Consider the following 15,740-nt stretch of genomic DNA (forward strand, 5'->3'; position numbering starts at 1 on the left):
CGGTTAAATTTTAACCAGACCTCATTATTATTCGCCGACACTGATCTTCAGGCCAGCGGCTATTGCAAAGGGTGTCAGGGTTATCGCCAGGGCGGTCAAGCTACCAAGCCACAGCAGGTAACCGGTTGCCGGCATGCCCTGCAAGGCGGCCTGCAAAGCGCCACTGCCGAGAATCAACACCGGGATGTACAGCGGCAGAATCAACAAGGCCAGCAGCAAGCCGCCGCGCTTCAAACCGACCGTCAGCGCCGCGCCCACCGCACCGAGCAAACTCAGTACCGGTGTACCGAGCAACAGCGACAAGAGCAAAACCGGCAGACAGGCGGCAGGTAAACCGAGCATCAACGCCAATAACGGGGCAAGCAACACCAGTGCCAAGCCGGAAAACGCCCAGTGTGCCAGCACTTTTGCCAAAACCAGAAGAGGTAGGGGGTGCGACGAAAGGACCCACTGCTCAAGGGATCCGTCCTCGAAATCACTGCGGAAAAGCCCGTCCAGCGAGAGCAAAACCGATAAAAGGGCGGCGACCCAGACCAGCCCAGGTGACAAGTTTTGCAACAATTGTGTCTCAGGTCCGACCGCCAATGGGAACAATGCGACAACAATGGCGAAGAATACGAGGGGGTTGGCCAGCTCGGCAGGACGACGACACAGCAAACGCGCCTCACGGGCGACCAACAATGCGAAAACACTCATACGGCCCACTGCCCCAAATCGATGTCGCGGTAACCGGCCGGCATCCGGGTCAACGTATGGTGAGTGGTCAGAATCACCATCCCGCCCCGCTCGCAGTGTGCGGCCAGGTGTTCTTCCAACTGGGCAACACCTTGTTTATCCAGTGCGGTAAACGGCTCGTCGAGAATCCACAGCGCCGGGCTGTCCAGATACAAACGGGCCAGTGCCACACGACGTTGCTGGCCAGCGGACAAGGTGTGGCAAGGAACATCTTCAAAACCGCGCAGTCCTACTGCTGCCAGCGCCTGCCAGATCGCCTCATGACTGGCGGGCTGATGCAACGCGCACAGCCAGCTGAGGTTCTCTTCGGGGGTCAGCAGGTCCTTGATGCCAGCGGCATGGCCAATCCACATCAGGTTGTGGGCCAGCTCCGGACGTTGCGTGTTCAAGGGCTGGCCGTTGAGCAACACCTGGCCACTGGTCGGCTGCATCAGACCGGCGAGCAGGCGCAACAGGCTGGTCTTGCCGCTGCCGTTGGGGCCGCTGATCTGCAACATGTCACCGCTGCCCAGACGCAATTCGAGGTTTTCGAAGAGCATCCGCCAGTCTCGCTCACAGGCGAGCGCTACGGCTTCTAGTAGAGGGATGGTCAAGAGATCGCGGGCCTTTACGGTTCAAGTCGGCAGTGGAGCGGCCGTTAAAGTGACGCAGCATAAATGCATTGACGGCCTGTTCTAGAGAGCTGCGTCAAACATTTGCGATGTTTTCCGCGCCCCGACAACAACGGGGCGGCATTATACATGTCATGTCCTACTCCCAAGAGGGCAATTTCGACAGGGTGTGACCTGATGACCGGTGAGATGAACATCCTTCCACTGCCCCCTACTACGCCGGCCGCCTCGCGCCCGCTCGTGGTCAGTGGTGAGTTGCTCAAGTTGCAAACCCCGATGGAAGGCTTGATCGCCGCCGGCCAGAGCGCCAGTGCTGAAGTGCTGTCGCTCAAACAGAACGATCAGACTTTCCAGCTGCTGCTCAAGGTCACACTCGACAGCGGCCGTCAGACGACCGTGCAAGCCACCAGCAACCAGCCGTTGCCTCAAGGCACCAGCCTGACGGTCAGCCAACCTTCAGCTGGCAGCCTGGCGATCACCGTACAGCAGGCCATCGCATCTAACATCGCCACCCTCACCCGTCTCGACACCTCGCAATTACCGGTCGGCACCTTGCTGCAAGGTAAAGTGCTGACCACTCAGCTGATGCCGCAAACACCGGGGCAGCCGGCGGTCTATCGCTCGCTGGTGAGTTTGCTCAATACCGCGCTCAGTGGCAGCACCTTGAGCATCGACAGCCCGCAACCGTTGCGCATTGGCAGTCTGCTCAGCGCCTTGGTCCAGGGCTCGCAAAGCCTGAGTTTCGTGCCACTGGCCAGCCGTCAGGAGCAACTGGCGATAACCCAGCAGTTGCTGGCCCAGCAAAGTCGCCAAGGCTCATTGAGCGGGCTGATCGATGCCTTGCAAAACCTGCCAGCCTCCGACACCACCTCCGACGACCTGCGCGCCGCCGTCGACAAACTGCTCGCCGACCTGCCAGACGCTCAACAACTGAGCACCCCCAAAGGTTTGGCACAGGCGCTGGCCAACAGCGGGTTGTTTCTGGAAACCAAGCTGCTCGCCGGACAGAACCCTGCCCTGACGCCGGACATGAAAGGCAATTTGCTGCGACTGATCGCACAATTGGCCCCTGGCCTGCCGGCCAATACCAGTTTCAACGCGGTCATCGCCGCCAATACCCTGGCCCAGGCGCTGCCAAGCTTTGTCCGCAGCGCCCTTGGCACCCTCGGCCAGGTCAGCGCCAAACCGCAGCCGAGCAGCTTCCCCCTGACCTCGCGGTTGCTGCAAAGCCTGGAGGGTGAAGGCGACCTCGAACACTTGTTGCGCCTGGCCGCGGCGGCCGTTTCCCGCCTGCAAAGCCATCAACTGTCGAGCCTGGAACAGACCGGCATGACCGAGGATGGCAAGCTGCAAACCACCTGGCAGTTGGAAATCCCAATGCGTAACCTGCAAGACATCGTGCCGTTGCAGGTCAAGTTTCAGCGTGAGGACACACCCGAGAAAGAACAGCAGGAGAAACCCGCCGAGCGCGAGCCGAAACAACGGCTCTGGCGCGTCGAGTTGGCGTTCGACATGGAACCACTCGGGCCGCTGCAGATCCAGGCACAGCTTGCCCAGGGCAAACTCTCCAGCCAACTCTGGGCCGAACGGCCCTACACCGCCAGCCTGATCGAAAGTAACCTGAGTGGATTGCGTGCGCAGTTGCTGGCATCAGGCCTGAACGTTGGCGATCTGAATTGCCACCTCGGCACACCGCCGCAAGGCAATCAAACCCGCCTCGAACAACGCTGGGTCGACGAAACCGCATGAACAACCCTACACCACCGCGCCAGGCCATCGCCCTCAAATACGACGGCCAGCATGCCCCGACGCTCACCGCCAAAGGCGATGACGAACTGGCGGAAGCGATTCTGACAATCGCCCGCGATTATGAAGTACCAATCTACGAGAACGCCGAGCTGGTGAAGCTGCTGGCCAGAATGGAATTGGGAGACAGCATCCCTGAAGAGCTCTACCGCACGATTGCCGAGATCATTGCGTTCGCCTGGAAACTCAAGGGCAAGTTTCCGCAAGGGCATGGCTCAGAGGCAGCAATGGTCGAGAAGGATGTGACAGAACGCGGGGATGATTACTAATCAGGCGCGCATAAAAATCGCAGCCTTCGGCAGCGCCTACGGATGATGTGTTCGTCGTAGGAGCTACCGAAAGCTGCGATCTTTTGATCTTCTCAGTTCTTGTGCAACTTACTCATCAACTCAGCCTCGGCCTGGGTCAGGCCGCAGGACTGGGTCAATTCGTCGACGCTGGCGCCCATCCCCACCAGGCGTGCTGCCTGGGCGAATGACAGACTCGACGGATCGCGCTGTTCCAGCTGGGCCAGCTTGTCTGGCAAGGGCCTGACCATGGCACGCAGTTCATGCAGGTCTTCGCCCATGCGCACGTTACCGTTCTGGTAGTCGTCGACGCGCTTGGCCAAGTCCTTGATGCGCTGATCTCGCAACGCATCGCCCTGGGCTTGCAGCGCTGCCAGCTCTCGCTGTTTGCGCGTGTAAGCCAGGAACATCGCCAGGGTCCCTACCCACAGGAGCCCCAGTACAATGACAGCAACCTCGAGAATCAATCAGATACTCTCCAGTTCCGACCACTCTTCTTCGCTCATCATCTTGTCCAGCTCGACCAGGATCAGCAGTTCGTTGTTCTTGTTGCACACGCCCTGGATGAACTTGGCCGATTCTTCGTTACCGACGTTAGGCGCGGTTTCGATCTCGGACTGACGCAGGTAAACCACTTCAGCCACGCTGTCGACCATGATCCCGACCACTTGCTTGTCGGCTTCGATGATCACGATACGGGTGTTGTCGCTGACTTCGACAGTGCCCAGGCCGAAACGCTGGCGGGTGTCGATCACGGTGACCACGTTACCGCGCAGGTTGATGATGCCCAGCACGTAGCTTGGCGCACCCGGAACCGGAGCAATTTCGGTGTAACGCAGGACTTCCTGAACGCGCATCACGTTGATGCCGTAGGTTTCATTGTCCAGTTTGAAGGTTACCCATTGCAGGATCGGATCTTCAGAACCTTTTGCATTCGTCGCGTGACTACTCATACCTGACCCCTCGAAAAACCGCTTCTGGCGGTGTGTGTTCTGTGTGGCGGCATTCAACAATGCCGTCGCCTACTTGTTATGTCGGCTGTTATGTCGATTTGTGTAGCGGCTTGCTGCCGCCCACGTGTTTGGCACCACCGCTGGCGATCAACTCCGCCAGCTCCGAGACATCCAGCAACGCACACATGTGCTCGATCACCGTCCCGGCCAGCCATGGCCGCTGACCCCGATGGCTACGCCATTTGATTTCGTTCGGGTCCAGGCGCAACGAGCGGCTGACCTGATGCACCGCCAGCCCCCACTCATAGCCCTGAACCGAGATCACGTATTGCAGGCCCTGGCGAAAGTCATCGCGATAGCGATCGGGCATGACCCAGCGCGCGGTATCCAGCACCTTCAGGTTGCCGGCCTGGCTCGGCAGAATCCCGAGAAACCATTCCGGCTGACCGAACAACGGCGTCAGCTCATGACCGGCCAACGGGTAAATCGAACCCAGGCACACCAGCGGCACGGCCAGGGTCAAACCGGCGACGTCGAACAACAGGCATTCAAACGGTTCGGCAGCCCAGCTTGGCCGGTCATCGCCGACCACCGGCGGTGGCGTGTTGCCCGGCGGCAGATGGATTTCGGCTATCGGCTCGACCAGCGCTTGCAGCAACGGTGCGACCAATGAGACCGCCGCCAGAATCGGTGTCGGCGCTTCCAGCACCGGCACCACGATGGGCGCCTTCGCAACCGGCGCTGCAACGGGAGCTGCGGCCACTGGCTTTTGTGCATCGCGAGCCTGTTCTTCGAGCACTGCTGCCTGAAATTCGTCCAGTACGGTTTCAGCCTCGATGGCTTCGACGACCGCGACGACTTCTACAACCTCGGGTAATACCTCAACCTCTGACGGCCACTCCTCGGTCGCGTCTTGCAACAACGCATCCAGATAGGACTGCAACGCCAGTTGCGGGCGCGAAGTGATCTTCACCGGCCGACTCATTGGCACACTACTCCCGTAGGAAATCGGGTTCACCTCAAGCCACCTGCGGAACAAGTTGTTGGGCCAGCAAGTGTTTGAGCAACGCACGATAGGCCAGTACTCCACGGCTCTTGCCGTCGAACTGCGAAGGTGTCAGGCCGGCACGGCTGGCATCACGCAGTCGGGTATCGACCGGGATATAGCCTTGCCAGATCTCTTCCGGGTACATGTCGCGCAGCACCCGCAAGGTTCCCAGCGAGGCTTGGGTGCGACGGTCGAACAAGGTCGGCACGATGCTGAACGGCAGCGCTTGTTTGCGCGAACGGTTGATCATCGCCAAGGTGTTGACCATGCGCTCCAGACCTTTCACCGCCAGGTGCTCGGTCTGCACCGGGATCACCAGTTGCTGGCTGGCCGCCAAGGCATTGACCATCAGCACGCCGAGCAACGGTGGGCTGTCGATCAACGCGTAATCAAAGTCCTGCCACAACTGCGCCAGGCTCTTGGCAATCACCAGGCCCAGGCCACTCTGCCCCGGCGACTGGCGCTCAAGGGTGGCCAGAGCGGTGCTCGACGGCAACAGGGAAATACGTTCGTCGCTGGTCGGCAGCAACAGCTGCCCGGGCAAGCCTTGCGGCACGCTGCCCTTGTGCAGAAACAGGTCGTAGCTGCTGTGTTCCAGGCTGTCGGGGTCGTAACCGAAGTAGCTGGTCATGGAGCCGTGCGGGTCGAGATCGACCACAACCACGCGCTTGCCCGCCTCGGCCAGCAAACCGGCTATAGCGATGGAGGAAGTGGTTTTACCGACACCACCCTTTTGATTGGCGACTGCCCAGACTCTCATTCAGATCGTTCCTCCCGGCCGAATCGATACAACCGAGAAATAGCTCAACGTTACAAGCCGGGTGACGGAGAATTGACGGCACTCTCGCGTCCCGGCGACTTAACGTGCGTCGGTGCAGTTTGTGTGCCAGCACGCTTCAACGCGGCGTCGGGTTTTGCATTAGCGGTCCCGGTACCGGTCAGGCTGCGGCGTACATCAAGATTGCGCGACACCACCAGCACCACCCGCCGGTTACGGGCACGCCCTTCGACGGTCGCGTTATTGGCTACCGGCTGGAACTCGCCGTACCCCACCGAGGCCAGACGCCCGGGGTTGACACCCTGCATGGCCAGCATGCGCACAATGCTCGCCGAACGCGCCGAGGACAGCTCCCAGTTGGTCGGGTACTGCGCGGTGCGGATCGGTTGATCGTCGGTGAAGCCTTCAACGTGAATCGGGTTGTCGAACGGTTTCAGAATCACCGCGATCTTGTCGATGATATTGAACGCAATATCGCTGGGCATGGCATCGCCGCTACCAAACAGCAGGCTGGAGTTGAGTTCGATTTCGACCCACAGCTCGTTGCCACGCACGGTCATCTGGTTGGAGCTGATCAAATCGCCAAACGCTGCACTGATGTCGTCGGCAATGCTTTTGAGCGGATCCTTGGCGGCCTGGGCGATGCCGGCGTCGATCTGCTCGCTGTCCTTGACCAGCGGCTTGGCCGGGGTGACCGTCTTCGGACGCTCGTCGCCGATGGGGATCGGCTTGAGGGCGCGGTCTGAGTTGGTAAAGACCCCGACCAGCGCTTCGGAAATTTCCTTGTACTTGCCTTCGTTGATCGAAGAGATGGAGTACATCACCACGAAAAAGGCGAACAGCAGCGTGATGAAGTCCGCGTAGGACACCAGCCAGCGCTCGTGGTTGACGTGTTCATCATGCTGACGGCGGCGTGCCATGAGGTTATTCCCTTAGTCCATGAAACCCTGAAGCTTCAACTCGATGGAGCGAGGGTTTTCACCTTCGGCAATCGACAGAATGCCTTCCAGCAGCATTTCGCGATAACGCGACTGGCGCAATGCGATGGACTTGAGCTTGCTGGCAATCGGCAGCAACACCAGGTTGGCGCTGGCCACACCGTAGATGGTCGCGACAAAAGCCACGGCAATGCCGCTACCCAGTTGCGACGGATCGCCAAGGTTACCCATGACGTGAATCAGGCCCATGACCGCACCGATGATGCCGATGGTCGGCGCGTAGCCGCCCATGCTTTCAAAGACTTTGGCGGCTTCGATGTCACGGCTTTCCTGGGTGTAGAAATCCACTTCCAGAATACTGCGAATCGACTCGGGCTCAGCGCCGTCGACCAACAGTTGCAAGCCTTTGCGCGAGTAGCTGTCGGGTTCACTGTCCGCCACGCCTTCAAGCCCGAGCAAACCTTCCTTGCGCGCAGTGAGACTCCAGTTGACCACACGGTCGATGCCACCCGCCAGGTCGACGCGAGGTGGAAACAGGATCCAGCGAAAAATCTGCATGGCGCGCTTGAAGGCACTCATCGGCGACTGCAACAACGCAGCGCCAATAGTCCCGCCAAGCACGATCAACGCCGCCGGGCCGTTGGCCAGGGCACCGAGATGACCACCTTCCAGGTAGTTGCCACCAATAATGGCGATGAACGCCATGATGATCCCGATAAGGCTTAAAACATCCATCAGATGCACGCCTCGGCCAAATGCTTGCCGATATCGTCAAGGCCATAAATCGCGTCTGCCAGATCGGCTTTGACGATCGCCATCGGCATGCCATAGATCACGCAACTGGCTTCATCCTGAGCCCAGACCGCACTGCCGCCCTGCTTGAGCAGACGCGCGCCTTCACGACCATCGGCGCCCATGCCGGTAAGGACTACCGCCAGAACTTTGTCGCCGTAGGACTTGGCCGCCGAACCGAAGGTGATGTCCACACAGGGTTTGTAATTCAGACGCTCGTCGCCCGGGAGGATTTTCACCGCGCCCCGGCCGTCGATCATCATTTGCTTGCCACCCGGTGCCAGCAAGGCCAGACCAGGACGCAGGATGTCACCATCTTCGGCTTCCTTGACGCTGATCCGGCAGAGCTTGTCCAAACGCTCGGCGAAAGCCTTGGTGAAGGCCGCCGGCATGTGCTGGATCAACACGATCGGCGCCGGGAAGTTGGCCGGCAGCTGTGTCAGCACCCGCTGCAACGCGACCGGTCCACCGGTTGACGTACCAATGGCAACCAGTTTGTAGGCTTTGCGTTTCGGTGCCGGTGACGATGTGCTGGCAACAGGCGCACGCGCGGGAATCGGTGCCGGTACCGGACGCGCAGGCGCAGGCGCAGCTGTAGCTGCACTGCTGCCGAAACTCAAAGGTGCCGGCGTTGGGGCTGGCGCGGCCGCTGGAGCTGGAGCGCTGTAAGCGCTGAAACGACGGTTACTGCGCGAAATGCTGTGGACCTTTTCGCACAGCAGTTGCTTGACCTTCTCGGGGTTGCGCGAGATGTCTTCGAAATTCTTTGGCAGGAAATCCACCGCGCCAGCGTCCAGCGCATCGAGCGTGACCCGAGCGCCTTCGTGCGTCAGCGAGGAGAACATCAACACCGGGGTAGGACAGCGCTGCATGATGTGCCGCACCGCCGTGATGCCATCCATCATCGGCATCTCGTAGTCCATGGTGATCACGTCTGGCTTGAGGGCCAGGGCCTGATCGATCGCCTCTTTACCGTTGGTCGCCGTACCGACAACCTGGATACTAGGGTCCGCCGAAAGAATTTCCGAGACGCGGCGGCGGAAAAAACCAGAATCATCCACCACCAGGACTTTGACTGCCATAAACACTCCGTTAGACGGAGCGAGGCTCAGTCGCCCCGCTCCGCCAGAATCAAATACGCCGTGCGGCGTAACGCTTGAGCATGCTCGGAACATCGAGAATCAAGGCGATGCGGCCGTCACCGGTAATGGTGGCGCCGGACATGCCCGGGGTTCCCTGGAGCATTTTGCCCAATGGCTTGATGACCACTTCTTCCTGGCCCACCAACTGATCGACGACGAAGCCGATCCGCTGAGTGCCCACCGAAAGGATCACCACATGGCCTTCACGCTGCTCTTCGTGAGCGGCGGAGCTGACCAGCCAGCGCTTGAGGTAGAACAATGGCAGTGCCTTGTCCCGCACGATCACCACTTCCTGACCGTCGACTACATTGGTGCGCGACAAGTCGAGGTGGAAAATCTCGTTGACGTTGACCAGCGGGAAGGCGAAGGCCTGGTTGCCGAGCATGACCATCAGCGTCGGCATGATCGCCAGGGTCAACGGGACCTTGATGACGATCTTCGAACCCTTGCCCTTGGTCGAGTAGATATTAATGGTGCCGTTGAGCTGGGCGATCTTGGTTTTCACCACGTCCATGCCCACGCCACGCCCGGAGACATCAGAGATCTCGGTCTTGGTCGAGAAGCCCGGAGCGAAGATAAGGTTGAAGCAGTCGGTCTCGCTGAGACGGTCCGCCGCATCCTTGTCCATCAAGCCTTTCTTCACGGCAATACCGCGCAGAACATCAGCGTCCATGCCCTTGCCGTCATCAGAGATGGACAGCAGGATGTGGTCGCCCTCCTGCTCAGCGGACAGGATCACCTTGCCGCTGCGGGGCTTGCCCATGGCTTCGCGATCAGCCGGCTCTTCAATACCGTGGTCGACGGAGTTGCGCACCAAGTGGACCAGCGGGTCGGCCAGGGCCTCGACGAGGTTTTTGTCGAGGTCGGTTTCTTCGCCGACCAGCTCCAGGTTGATCTCTTTCTTCAACTGGCGCGCGAGGTCGCGAACCAGTCGCGGGAAGCGCCCGAAGACTTTCTTGATCGGCTGCATCCGGGTCTTCATCACCGCGGTCTGCAAGTCGGCCGTGACCACGTCGAGGTTCGACACGGCCTTGGACATGGCTTCGTCGCCGCTGTTGAGTCCCAGACGAACCAGACGGTTACGCACCAGTACCAGTTCGCCGACCATGTTCATGATTTCGTCGAGGCGCGCGGTATCCACACGTACGGTGGTCTCGGCTTCACTGGCCGGTTTTTCCGGTGGCGGTGAAGCAGGTGCGCGAGCTGGAGCCGGTGCAGCAGCGGCGGCAGGCTTCGGCGCTTCAGCTTTTGGCTCGGGCGCTGCTGCGACAGGCTTGGGTGCCGCGGCCTTGGCGACCGGAGCCGCCACCGAAGCAGCAGAACCTGTGCCGACCTCAGTGAACTGGCCTTTGCCATGCAATTCGTCGAGCAGCGATTCGAACTCGTGATCGGAGATCAGATCACCGCCAGCGGCAGCAGCCACAGGTACCGCTGGCGCCGGAACGGCAGCAATCGCCGATTCCAGAGCATCAACGGCGAAGTTGCCTTTGCCATGCAACTGATCGAGCAGTGCTTCGAATTCGTCGTCGGTAATGTCGGAGCTGTCGCCTGCCGCTTTCGGGGCAGCCGGTGCGGTTGGCGCTGCCACCGCGTCGGCGGCGAACTGGCCTTTGCCGTGCAGCTGATCGAGCAACGACTCGAACTCGGCATCGGTGATTTCATCGCTGCCGGCAGCCACTTGAGGTGCCTGGGCAACGGATGCTTGGGCCTCAGCCTTGACCGCGTTCAGCGAGTCGAGCAGCAGTTCGAATTCGTTGTCGGTGATGTCGCCCGATTCGCTTTCAGCGACAGGTGCTTCGACCACCTCGGCAACAGGTGCCGCCACATCGGCCGATTGAGGTTCGGCCAGACGGGCCAGAGCTGCCAGCAGTTCTGGCGTAGCCGCAGTGATCGGTGCACGCTCACGGACTTCGCTGAACATGCTGTTCACCGCGTCCAGCGCTTCGAGAACCACGTCCATCAGTTCCGAGTCGACGCGACGCTCACCCTTGCGCAGGATGTCGAACACGTTCTCGGCGATGTGACAGCACTCCACCAGCTCGTTGAGCTGGAGGAAGCCGGCGCCCCCTTTTACAGTGTGAAAACCGCGAAAAATTGCATTGAGCAGATCCGCATCATCTGGCCGGCTTTCCAGCTCGACCAGTTGCTCGGACAGTTGCTCTAGAATCTCGCCGGCCTCAACCAGGAAATCCTGAAGGATCTCTTCATCGGCGCCGAAGCTCATTAAGGGGTGCTCCTAAAGGTCTAAAAACCTAAAAAACCTAAAATGCTAAAACTCTAAAATCCTAGGCTGGATAACAAATCGTCCACATCGTCCTGACCGGACACAACGTCTTCTCGTTTATCGGCATGAATCTGCGGACCTTCACCCTGCGAGAGATGTTTTTGCGGATCTTTTTCAGCCAGCATCGCTTCACGGTCATGTTCGATGCCCGCAAAGCGGTCCACCTGACTGGCCATGAGCACGAGCTTGAGCAGGTTGCTTTCGACTTCGGTGACCAATTGGGTCACGCGCTTGATCACCTGACCGGTCAGGTCCTGGTAATCCTGAGCCAACAGAATATCGTTGAGGTTGCCCGAGACGACCTGAGCCTGCTCGACGCTACGCGTCAGGAAACCGTCGACGCGCCGGGCCAGCTCACGAAACTCTTCGGCACCGACTTCGCGGCGCATGAAGCGCCCCCAGTCTGCGCTCAAGGCCTGCGCGTCAGTGCTCAGACCATTGACCAGCGGAGTACTGTTCTCGACCAGGTCCATGGTCCGGTTCGCGGCCGCTTCGGTCAGCTTGACCACATAGGACAGGCGCTCGGTAGCATCCGTGATCTGCGAAACCTCCTCGGCTTGCGGCATGTGCGGGTCAATCTGAAAATTGACGATCGCGCTATGCAATTCACGAGTGAGCTTGCCCACCTCCTGGTACAGGCCGCGGTCACGGGTCTGGTTGAGCTCATGGATCAGTTGCACAGCGTCGCCGAACCTGCCCTTTTCAAGGCTTTCGACCAGTTCCTGGGCATGTTTTTTCAGAGTCGATTCGAAATCGCCCTGTGAAGATTCTCTTTGCTCCATAGCTCCCCCCGTGGCGCAGTGGCTCCGCACATCAACCGATGCGTTCGAATATTTTTTCGATCTTCTCTTTCAACGCCTGGGCCGTGAAGGGTTTGACCACATAGCCGTTTACACCGGCTTGAGCGGCTTCGATGATCTGCTCGCGCTTGGCTTCGGCAGTGACCATCAACACCGGCAGGTGCTTGAGCTTTTCATCGGCGCGCACGTGACGCAGTAAATCGATACCGGTCATGCCAGGCATGTTCCAGTCCGTTACCAGAAAGTCGATGCTCCCGCTGTTGAGTACCGGAATGGCAGTGACGCCATCGTCGGCCTCGACCGTGTTGGTGAACCCAAGGTCACGCAACAGGTTTTTTATGATCCGCCGCATCGTTGAGAAGTCATCAACGATGAGGATTTTCATGTTCTTGTCCAATTCGACCTCCAAGCAGTCTTAAACGCGTTCAGCACCTGAACACGCCATTCAATCAATCAGGCAGAGCACTCAACGACTGTCGGAGCACAACGGATGAAGACCGACACAGCTTTACGCCATGCCTGTTTCGTTCGCAGTGTCCCCACACTGCTGTCAGCGCGCTCGCCACTCCCCCAAACGCCCCCGCAAACGGGCCGCGCACTGGCTGTGTAACTGGCTGACCCGCGATTCACTGACCCCCAGGACCTCACCGATTTCCTTGAGGTTCAGCTCTTCGTCGTAGTACAGCGCCAACACCAGTCGCTCACGCTCCGGCAAATTGGCAATCGCATCCGCCAGTGCAGCCTGAAAGCGTTCATCTTCCAGGTCACGCGACGGTTCGAGATGAGCACTCGCGCCATCCTCGTGCAGTCCTTCATGCTCGCCGTCCTGCAACAGATCGTCGAAGCTGAATAGGCGACTGCCCAAGGTGTCATTCAAAATCCCGTAATAATCGTCGAGACTCAATTGGAGTTCGGCCGCAACCTCGTGATCTTTAGCGTCACGCCCGGTTTTAGCTTCAATTGAGCGAATCGCGTCACTCACCATCCGGGTATTGCGGTGGACCGAGCGTGGCGCCCAGTCACCCTTGCGGACTTCATCGAGCATCGCGCCACGGATACGTATCCCCGCGTACGTCTCGAAACTCGCGCCTTTGCTCGCGTCGTATTTGGTCGACACTTCAAGCAAACCGATCATTCCTGCCTGGATCAGGTCTTCGACCTGAACACTGGCCGGCAAGCGGGCCAGCAGGTGATAGGCAATGCGTTTTACCAGTGGCGCGTAACGCTCGATCAGCTCGTACTGCGCGTCACGCGCCGACTTTTTGTACAGGTTGTAACCGCTGGCTGTCATAGAACCGGACCCGCAGTTTGCTGCACCAGACGCTCGACGAAAAACTCCAGGTGCCCACGCGGGTTGGCAGGCAGCGGCCAGGTATCGACTTTCTGCGCGATGGCCTTGAACGCCAGCGCACATTTGGAGCGAGGAAACGCTTCATACACAGCGCGCTGCTTCTGCACGGCCTTGCGCACGCATTCGTCGTAAGGAACCGCACCGACGTATTGTAAGGCGACGTCGAGAAAGCGGTCCGTGACCTTGGTCAACTTGGCGAACAGATTCCGTCCTTCCTGAGGGCTTTGCGCCATGTTGGCCAGCACGCGGAAGCGGTTCATGCCGTAATCGCGGTTGAGTAGTTTGATCAGCGCGTAGGCGTCGGTGATCGAGGTCGGCTCATCGCAAACCACCAGCAACACTTCCTGGGCTGCGCGAACAAAACTGACGACCGACTCACCAATACCCGCTGCCGTGTCGATCACCAATACGTCGAGATTATCGCCAATGTCGCTGAATGCCTGAATCAGGCCTGCATGCTGGGCCGGGCTCAGATGAACCATGCTCTGGGTACCGGACGCTGCGGGAACAATACGAATTCCGCCCGGCCCCTGAAGTAATACATCACGCAGTTCACAGCGGCCTTCGATGACGTCGGCCAGCGTACGCTTGGGCGTAAGCCCCAGCAGGACGTCGACGTTCGCCAGCCCCAGATCGGCGTCCAGCAGCATGACGCGCCGGCCGAGCTCAGCAAGAGCCAGGGACAAGTTCACTGACACATTAGTCTTCCCGACGCCACCTTTGCCGCCGGTCACTGCGATCACCTGTACGGGATGCATGCTGCCCATGTTCGTTCTTTACCTTGTCTTGCTTAGACGCGGGCTACATGACTGGCTGCGCGCTCACTTCGGAACAATGCATGGCAGGCCATCGATGTAGATACAAATCTATTCATTATTACCTCAGCCGACGCGCTTGGTCGGGCTGTGGTAGAGGTCAGCGAACATATCAGCCATGGCTTCTTCGCTGGGTTCTTCCTGCATCTGCACGCTTACTGCGCGACTGACCAACTGATGCCGGCGCGGTAAATGTAGATCATCCGGGATCCTTGGCCCATCGGTCAGATAAGCGACAGGTAATTCGTGACTGATTGCCAGGCTCAGCACTTCGCCCAGACTCGCCGTTTCATCCAGTTTAGTCAGGATGCAGCCTGCCAGCCCGCACCGCTTGTAACTGTGATAAGCGGCCGTCAGCACCTGTTTCTGGCTGGTAGTGGCCAGCACCAGATAATTCTTCGACTTGATCCCGCGACCGGCCAGGCTTTCCAGCTGCATGCGCAATGCCGGGTCACTGGCCTGCAGACCGGCGGTGTCGATCAACACCACACGCTTGCGCAGCAGCGGATCAAGGGCTTGAGCCAGGGACTGGCCCGGGTCGACGTGAGTCACCGGGACATTGAGGATACGCCCCAGGGTCTTGAGTTGTTCCTGAGCGCCAATGCGGAAGCTGTCCATGCTCACCAGCGCGATGTTCTGCGCGCCGTACTTGAGCACATAACGTGCGGCCAGCTTGGCCAGTGTCGTGGTTTTGCCCATGCCGGCAGGGCCGACCATGGCAATCACGCCCCCCTCTTCGAGCGGTTCGATCTCAGGGGTGACGATCATCCGCGCCAGGTGCGCCAACAACATGCGCCAGGCCTGACGGGGCTCTTCAATTTCAGTAATCAGTTCCAGCAGATCGCGCGACAGCGGGCCGGACAGGCCGATGCGTTGCAGGCGACGCCAGAGATTGGCTTGCTGCGGACGACTGCCTTGCAACTGGTTCCAGGCCAGCGAACCCAACTGCACTTCGAGTAATTCACGCAAACCATTGAGCTCGAAACGCATCGAGTCGAAAGCGCGCGGATCGACCCCGGCAGCCGGTGCTGGCGCGGGAGCAGGACGCGACCGCTCAGCGAAGCTCGGCTCGACCAAAGGTTCCGCAGCAGTCAGCGGCAGGCCGGCGAACAGCTGGCGATTGGTACCGACGCTCGCGTCGCCCTCACCATCGCCACGCAGGCTCAATTCAGCCTGAGCCGTGACGATCCGCGACTGGGTCTTGCGCAACTCGTCTTCGAGTTCGATGTTCGGCACACGCGGGGCCAGGGCCGACAGCTTGTAATCCAGGGCGGCCGTCAGCTCGACACCACCGGCGATCCGGCGATTACCGATAATCGCGGCATCCGCGCCCAGCTCGTCGCGAACCAGCTTCATGGCCTGACGCATATCGGCGGCGAAAAAACGCTTAACTTGCATAA

General features: G+C 59.6%; 17 protein-coding genes. 2 read left to right on the forward strand and 15 right to left on the reverse strand.

Annotated features, from left to right (window positions below; translation table 11 throughout):
• Positions 1-27: 27 nt before the first annotated feature.
• Together ccmB and ccmA are read right to left on the reverse strand one after the other, a co-directional pair.
• Positions 28-696, reverse strand: a complete 669-nt coding sequence (gene ccmB / locus BLL42_RS06175) for a heme exporter protein CcmB (protein WP_071551252.1) — start codon at positions 694-696, stop codon at positions 28-30.
• Positions 693-1,274 carry a cytochrome c biogenesis heme-transporting ATPase CcmA gene (gene ccmA / locus BLL42_RS06180; RefSeq protein WP_236721972.1) on the reverse strand — a complete coding sequence of 194 codons (582 nt, stop codon included), beginning with the start codon at positions 1,272-1,274 and terminating at the stop codon, positions 693-695. Before ccmA ends, ccmB begins: the two co-directional genes overlap by 4 nt.
• A 249-nt stretch (positions 1,275-1,523) precedes the next feature.
• On the opposite strand from ccmA, the gene fliK reads away from it, so the two are divergent.
• Together fliK and BLL42_RS06190 are read left to right on the forward strand one after the other, a co-directional pair.
• Positions 1,524-3,095, forward strand: a complete 1,572-nt coding sequence (gene fliK / locus BLL42_RS06185) for a flagellar hook-length control protein FliK (protein WP_071551254.1) — start codon at positions 1,524-1,526, stop codon at positions 3,093-3,095.
• Positions 3,092-3,421 carry an EscU/YscU/HrcU family type III secretion system export apparatus switch protein gene (locus tag BLL42_RS06190; protein WP_071551255.1) on the forward strand — a complete coding sequence of 110 codons (330 nt, stop codon included), beginning with the start codon at positions 3,092-3,094 and terminating at the stop codon, positions 3,419-3,421. Before fliK ends, BLL42_RS06190 begins: the two co-directional genes overlap by 4 nt.
• A gap of 92 nt (positions 3,422-3,513) precedes the next feature.
• On the opposite strand, the gene BLL42_RS06195 is transcribed toward BLL42_RS06190, so the two are convergent.
• The 13 genes from BLL42_RS06195 to flhF form a co-directional block, all read right to left on the reverse strand.
• A complete protein-coding gene (locus BLL42_RS06195; protein WP_071551256.1) occupies positions 3,514-3,906 on the reverse strand; it encodes a DUF2802 domain-containing protein in 393 nt (130 codons plus the stop codon).
• Positions 3,907-4,392 (reverse strand): chemotaxis protein CheW, encoded by a 486-nt coding sequence (locus BLL42_RS06200; protein ID WP_071551257.1) that lies wholly within the window; start codon positions 4,390-4,392, stop codon positions 3,907-3,909.
• 88 nt (positions 4,393-4,480) lie between these two features.
• Positions 4,481-5,377: a CheW domain-containing protein gene (locus tag BLL42_RS06205; protein ID WP_071551258.1), complete on the reverse strand. Its 897-nt coding sequence runs from the start codon at positions 5,375-5,377 to the stop codon at positions 4,481-4,483.
• A 34-nt stretch (positions 5,378-5,411) separates the two neighbouring features.
• Positions 5,412-6,200: a ParA family protein gene (locus BLL42_RS06210; protein WP_071551259.1), complete on the reverse strand. Its 789-nt coding sequence runs from the start codon at positions 6,198-6,200 to the stop codon at positions 5,412-5,414.
• 50 nt (positions 6,201-6,250) lie between these two features.
• Positions 6,251-7,138 (reverse strand): flagellar motor protein MotD, encoded by an 888-nt coding sequence (gene motD, locus BLL42_RS06215; RefSeq protein WP_071551260.1) that lies wholly within the window; start codon positions 7,136-7,138, stop codon positions 6,251-6,253.
• A gap of 12 nt (positions 7,139-7,150) precedes the next feature.
• On the reverse strand, positions 7,151-7,891 hold the full coding sequence (locus BLL42_RS06220; protein WP_071551261.1) for a flagellar motor protein: 741 nt from the start codon (positions 7,889-7,891) through the stop codon (positions 7,151-7,153).
• On the reverse strand, positions 7,891-9,030 hold the full coding sequence (locus tag BLL42_RS06225) for a protein-glutamate methylesterase/protein-glutamine glutaminase (RefSeq protein WP_071551262.1): 1,140 nt from the start codon (positions 9,028-9,030) through the stop codon (positions 7,891-7,893). Before BLL42_RS06225 ends, BLL42_RS06220 begins: the two co-directional genes overlap by 1 nt.
• Before the next feature lie 49 nt (positions 9,031-9,079).
• The gene (locus tag BLL42_RS06230; RefSeq protein ID WP_071551263.1) at positions 9,080-11,314 is read right to left on the reverse strand and encodes a chemotaxis protein CheA; all 2,235 of its coding nucleotides are present in this window, start codon (positions 11,312-11,314) and stop codon (positions 9,080-9,082) included.
• 53 nt (positions 11,315-11,367) lie between these two features.
• Positions 11,368-12,156, reverse strand: coding sequence for a protein phosphatase CheZ (locus BLL42_RS06235; RefSeq protein ID WP_071551264.1), 789 nt, complete (start codon positions 12,154-12,156; stop codon positions 11,368-11,370).
• A gap of 31 nt (positions 12,157-12,187) precedes the next feature.
• Positions 12,188-12,559 (reverse strand): chemotaxis response regulator CheY, encoded by a 372-nt coding sequence (locus BLL42_RS06240; RefSeq protein ID WP_064378627.1) that lies wholly within the window; start codon positions 12,557-12,559, stop codon positions 12,188-12,190.
• A gap of 165 nt (positions 12,560-12,724) precedes the next feature.
• A complete protein-coding gene (gene fliA, locus BLL42_RS06245) occupies positions 12,725-13,465 on the reverse strand; it encodes an RNA polymerase sigma factor FliA (protein ID WP_007894214.1) in 741 nt (246 codons plus the stop codon).
• Positions 13,462-14,292: a flagellar synthesis regulator FleN gene (gene fleN / locus BLL42_RS06250; RefSeq protein WP_019692370.1), complete on the reverse strand. Its 831-nt coding sequence runs from the start codon at positions 14,290-14,292 to the stop codon at positions 13,462-13,464. The genes fliA and fleN overlap by 4 nt, the downstream gene beginning before the upstream one ends.
• A 114-nt stretch (positions 14,293-14,406) precedes the next feature.
• Positions 14,407-15,738, reverse strand: coding sequence for a flagellar biosynthesis GTPase FlhF (flhF, locus tag BLL42_RS06255; RefSeq protein ID WP_071551266.1), 1,332 nt, complete (start codon positions 15,736-15,738; stop codon positions 14,407-14,409).
• Positions 15,739-15,740: the final 2 nt, after the last annotated feature.

Source organism: Pseudomonas frederiksbergensis, assembly GCF_001874645.1.
GTDB lineage: Bacteria > Pseudomonadota > Gammaproteobacteria > Pseudomonadales > Pseudomonadaceae > Aquipseudomonas > Aquipseudomonas frederiksbergensis_B.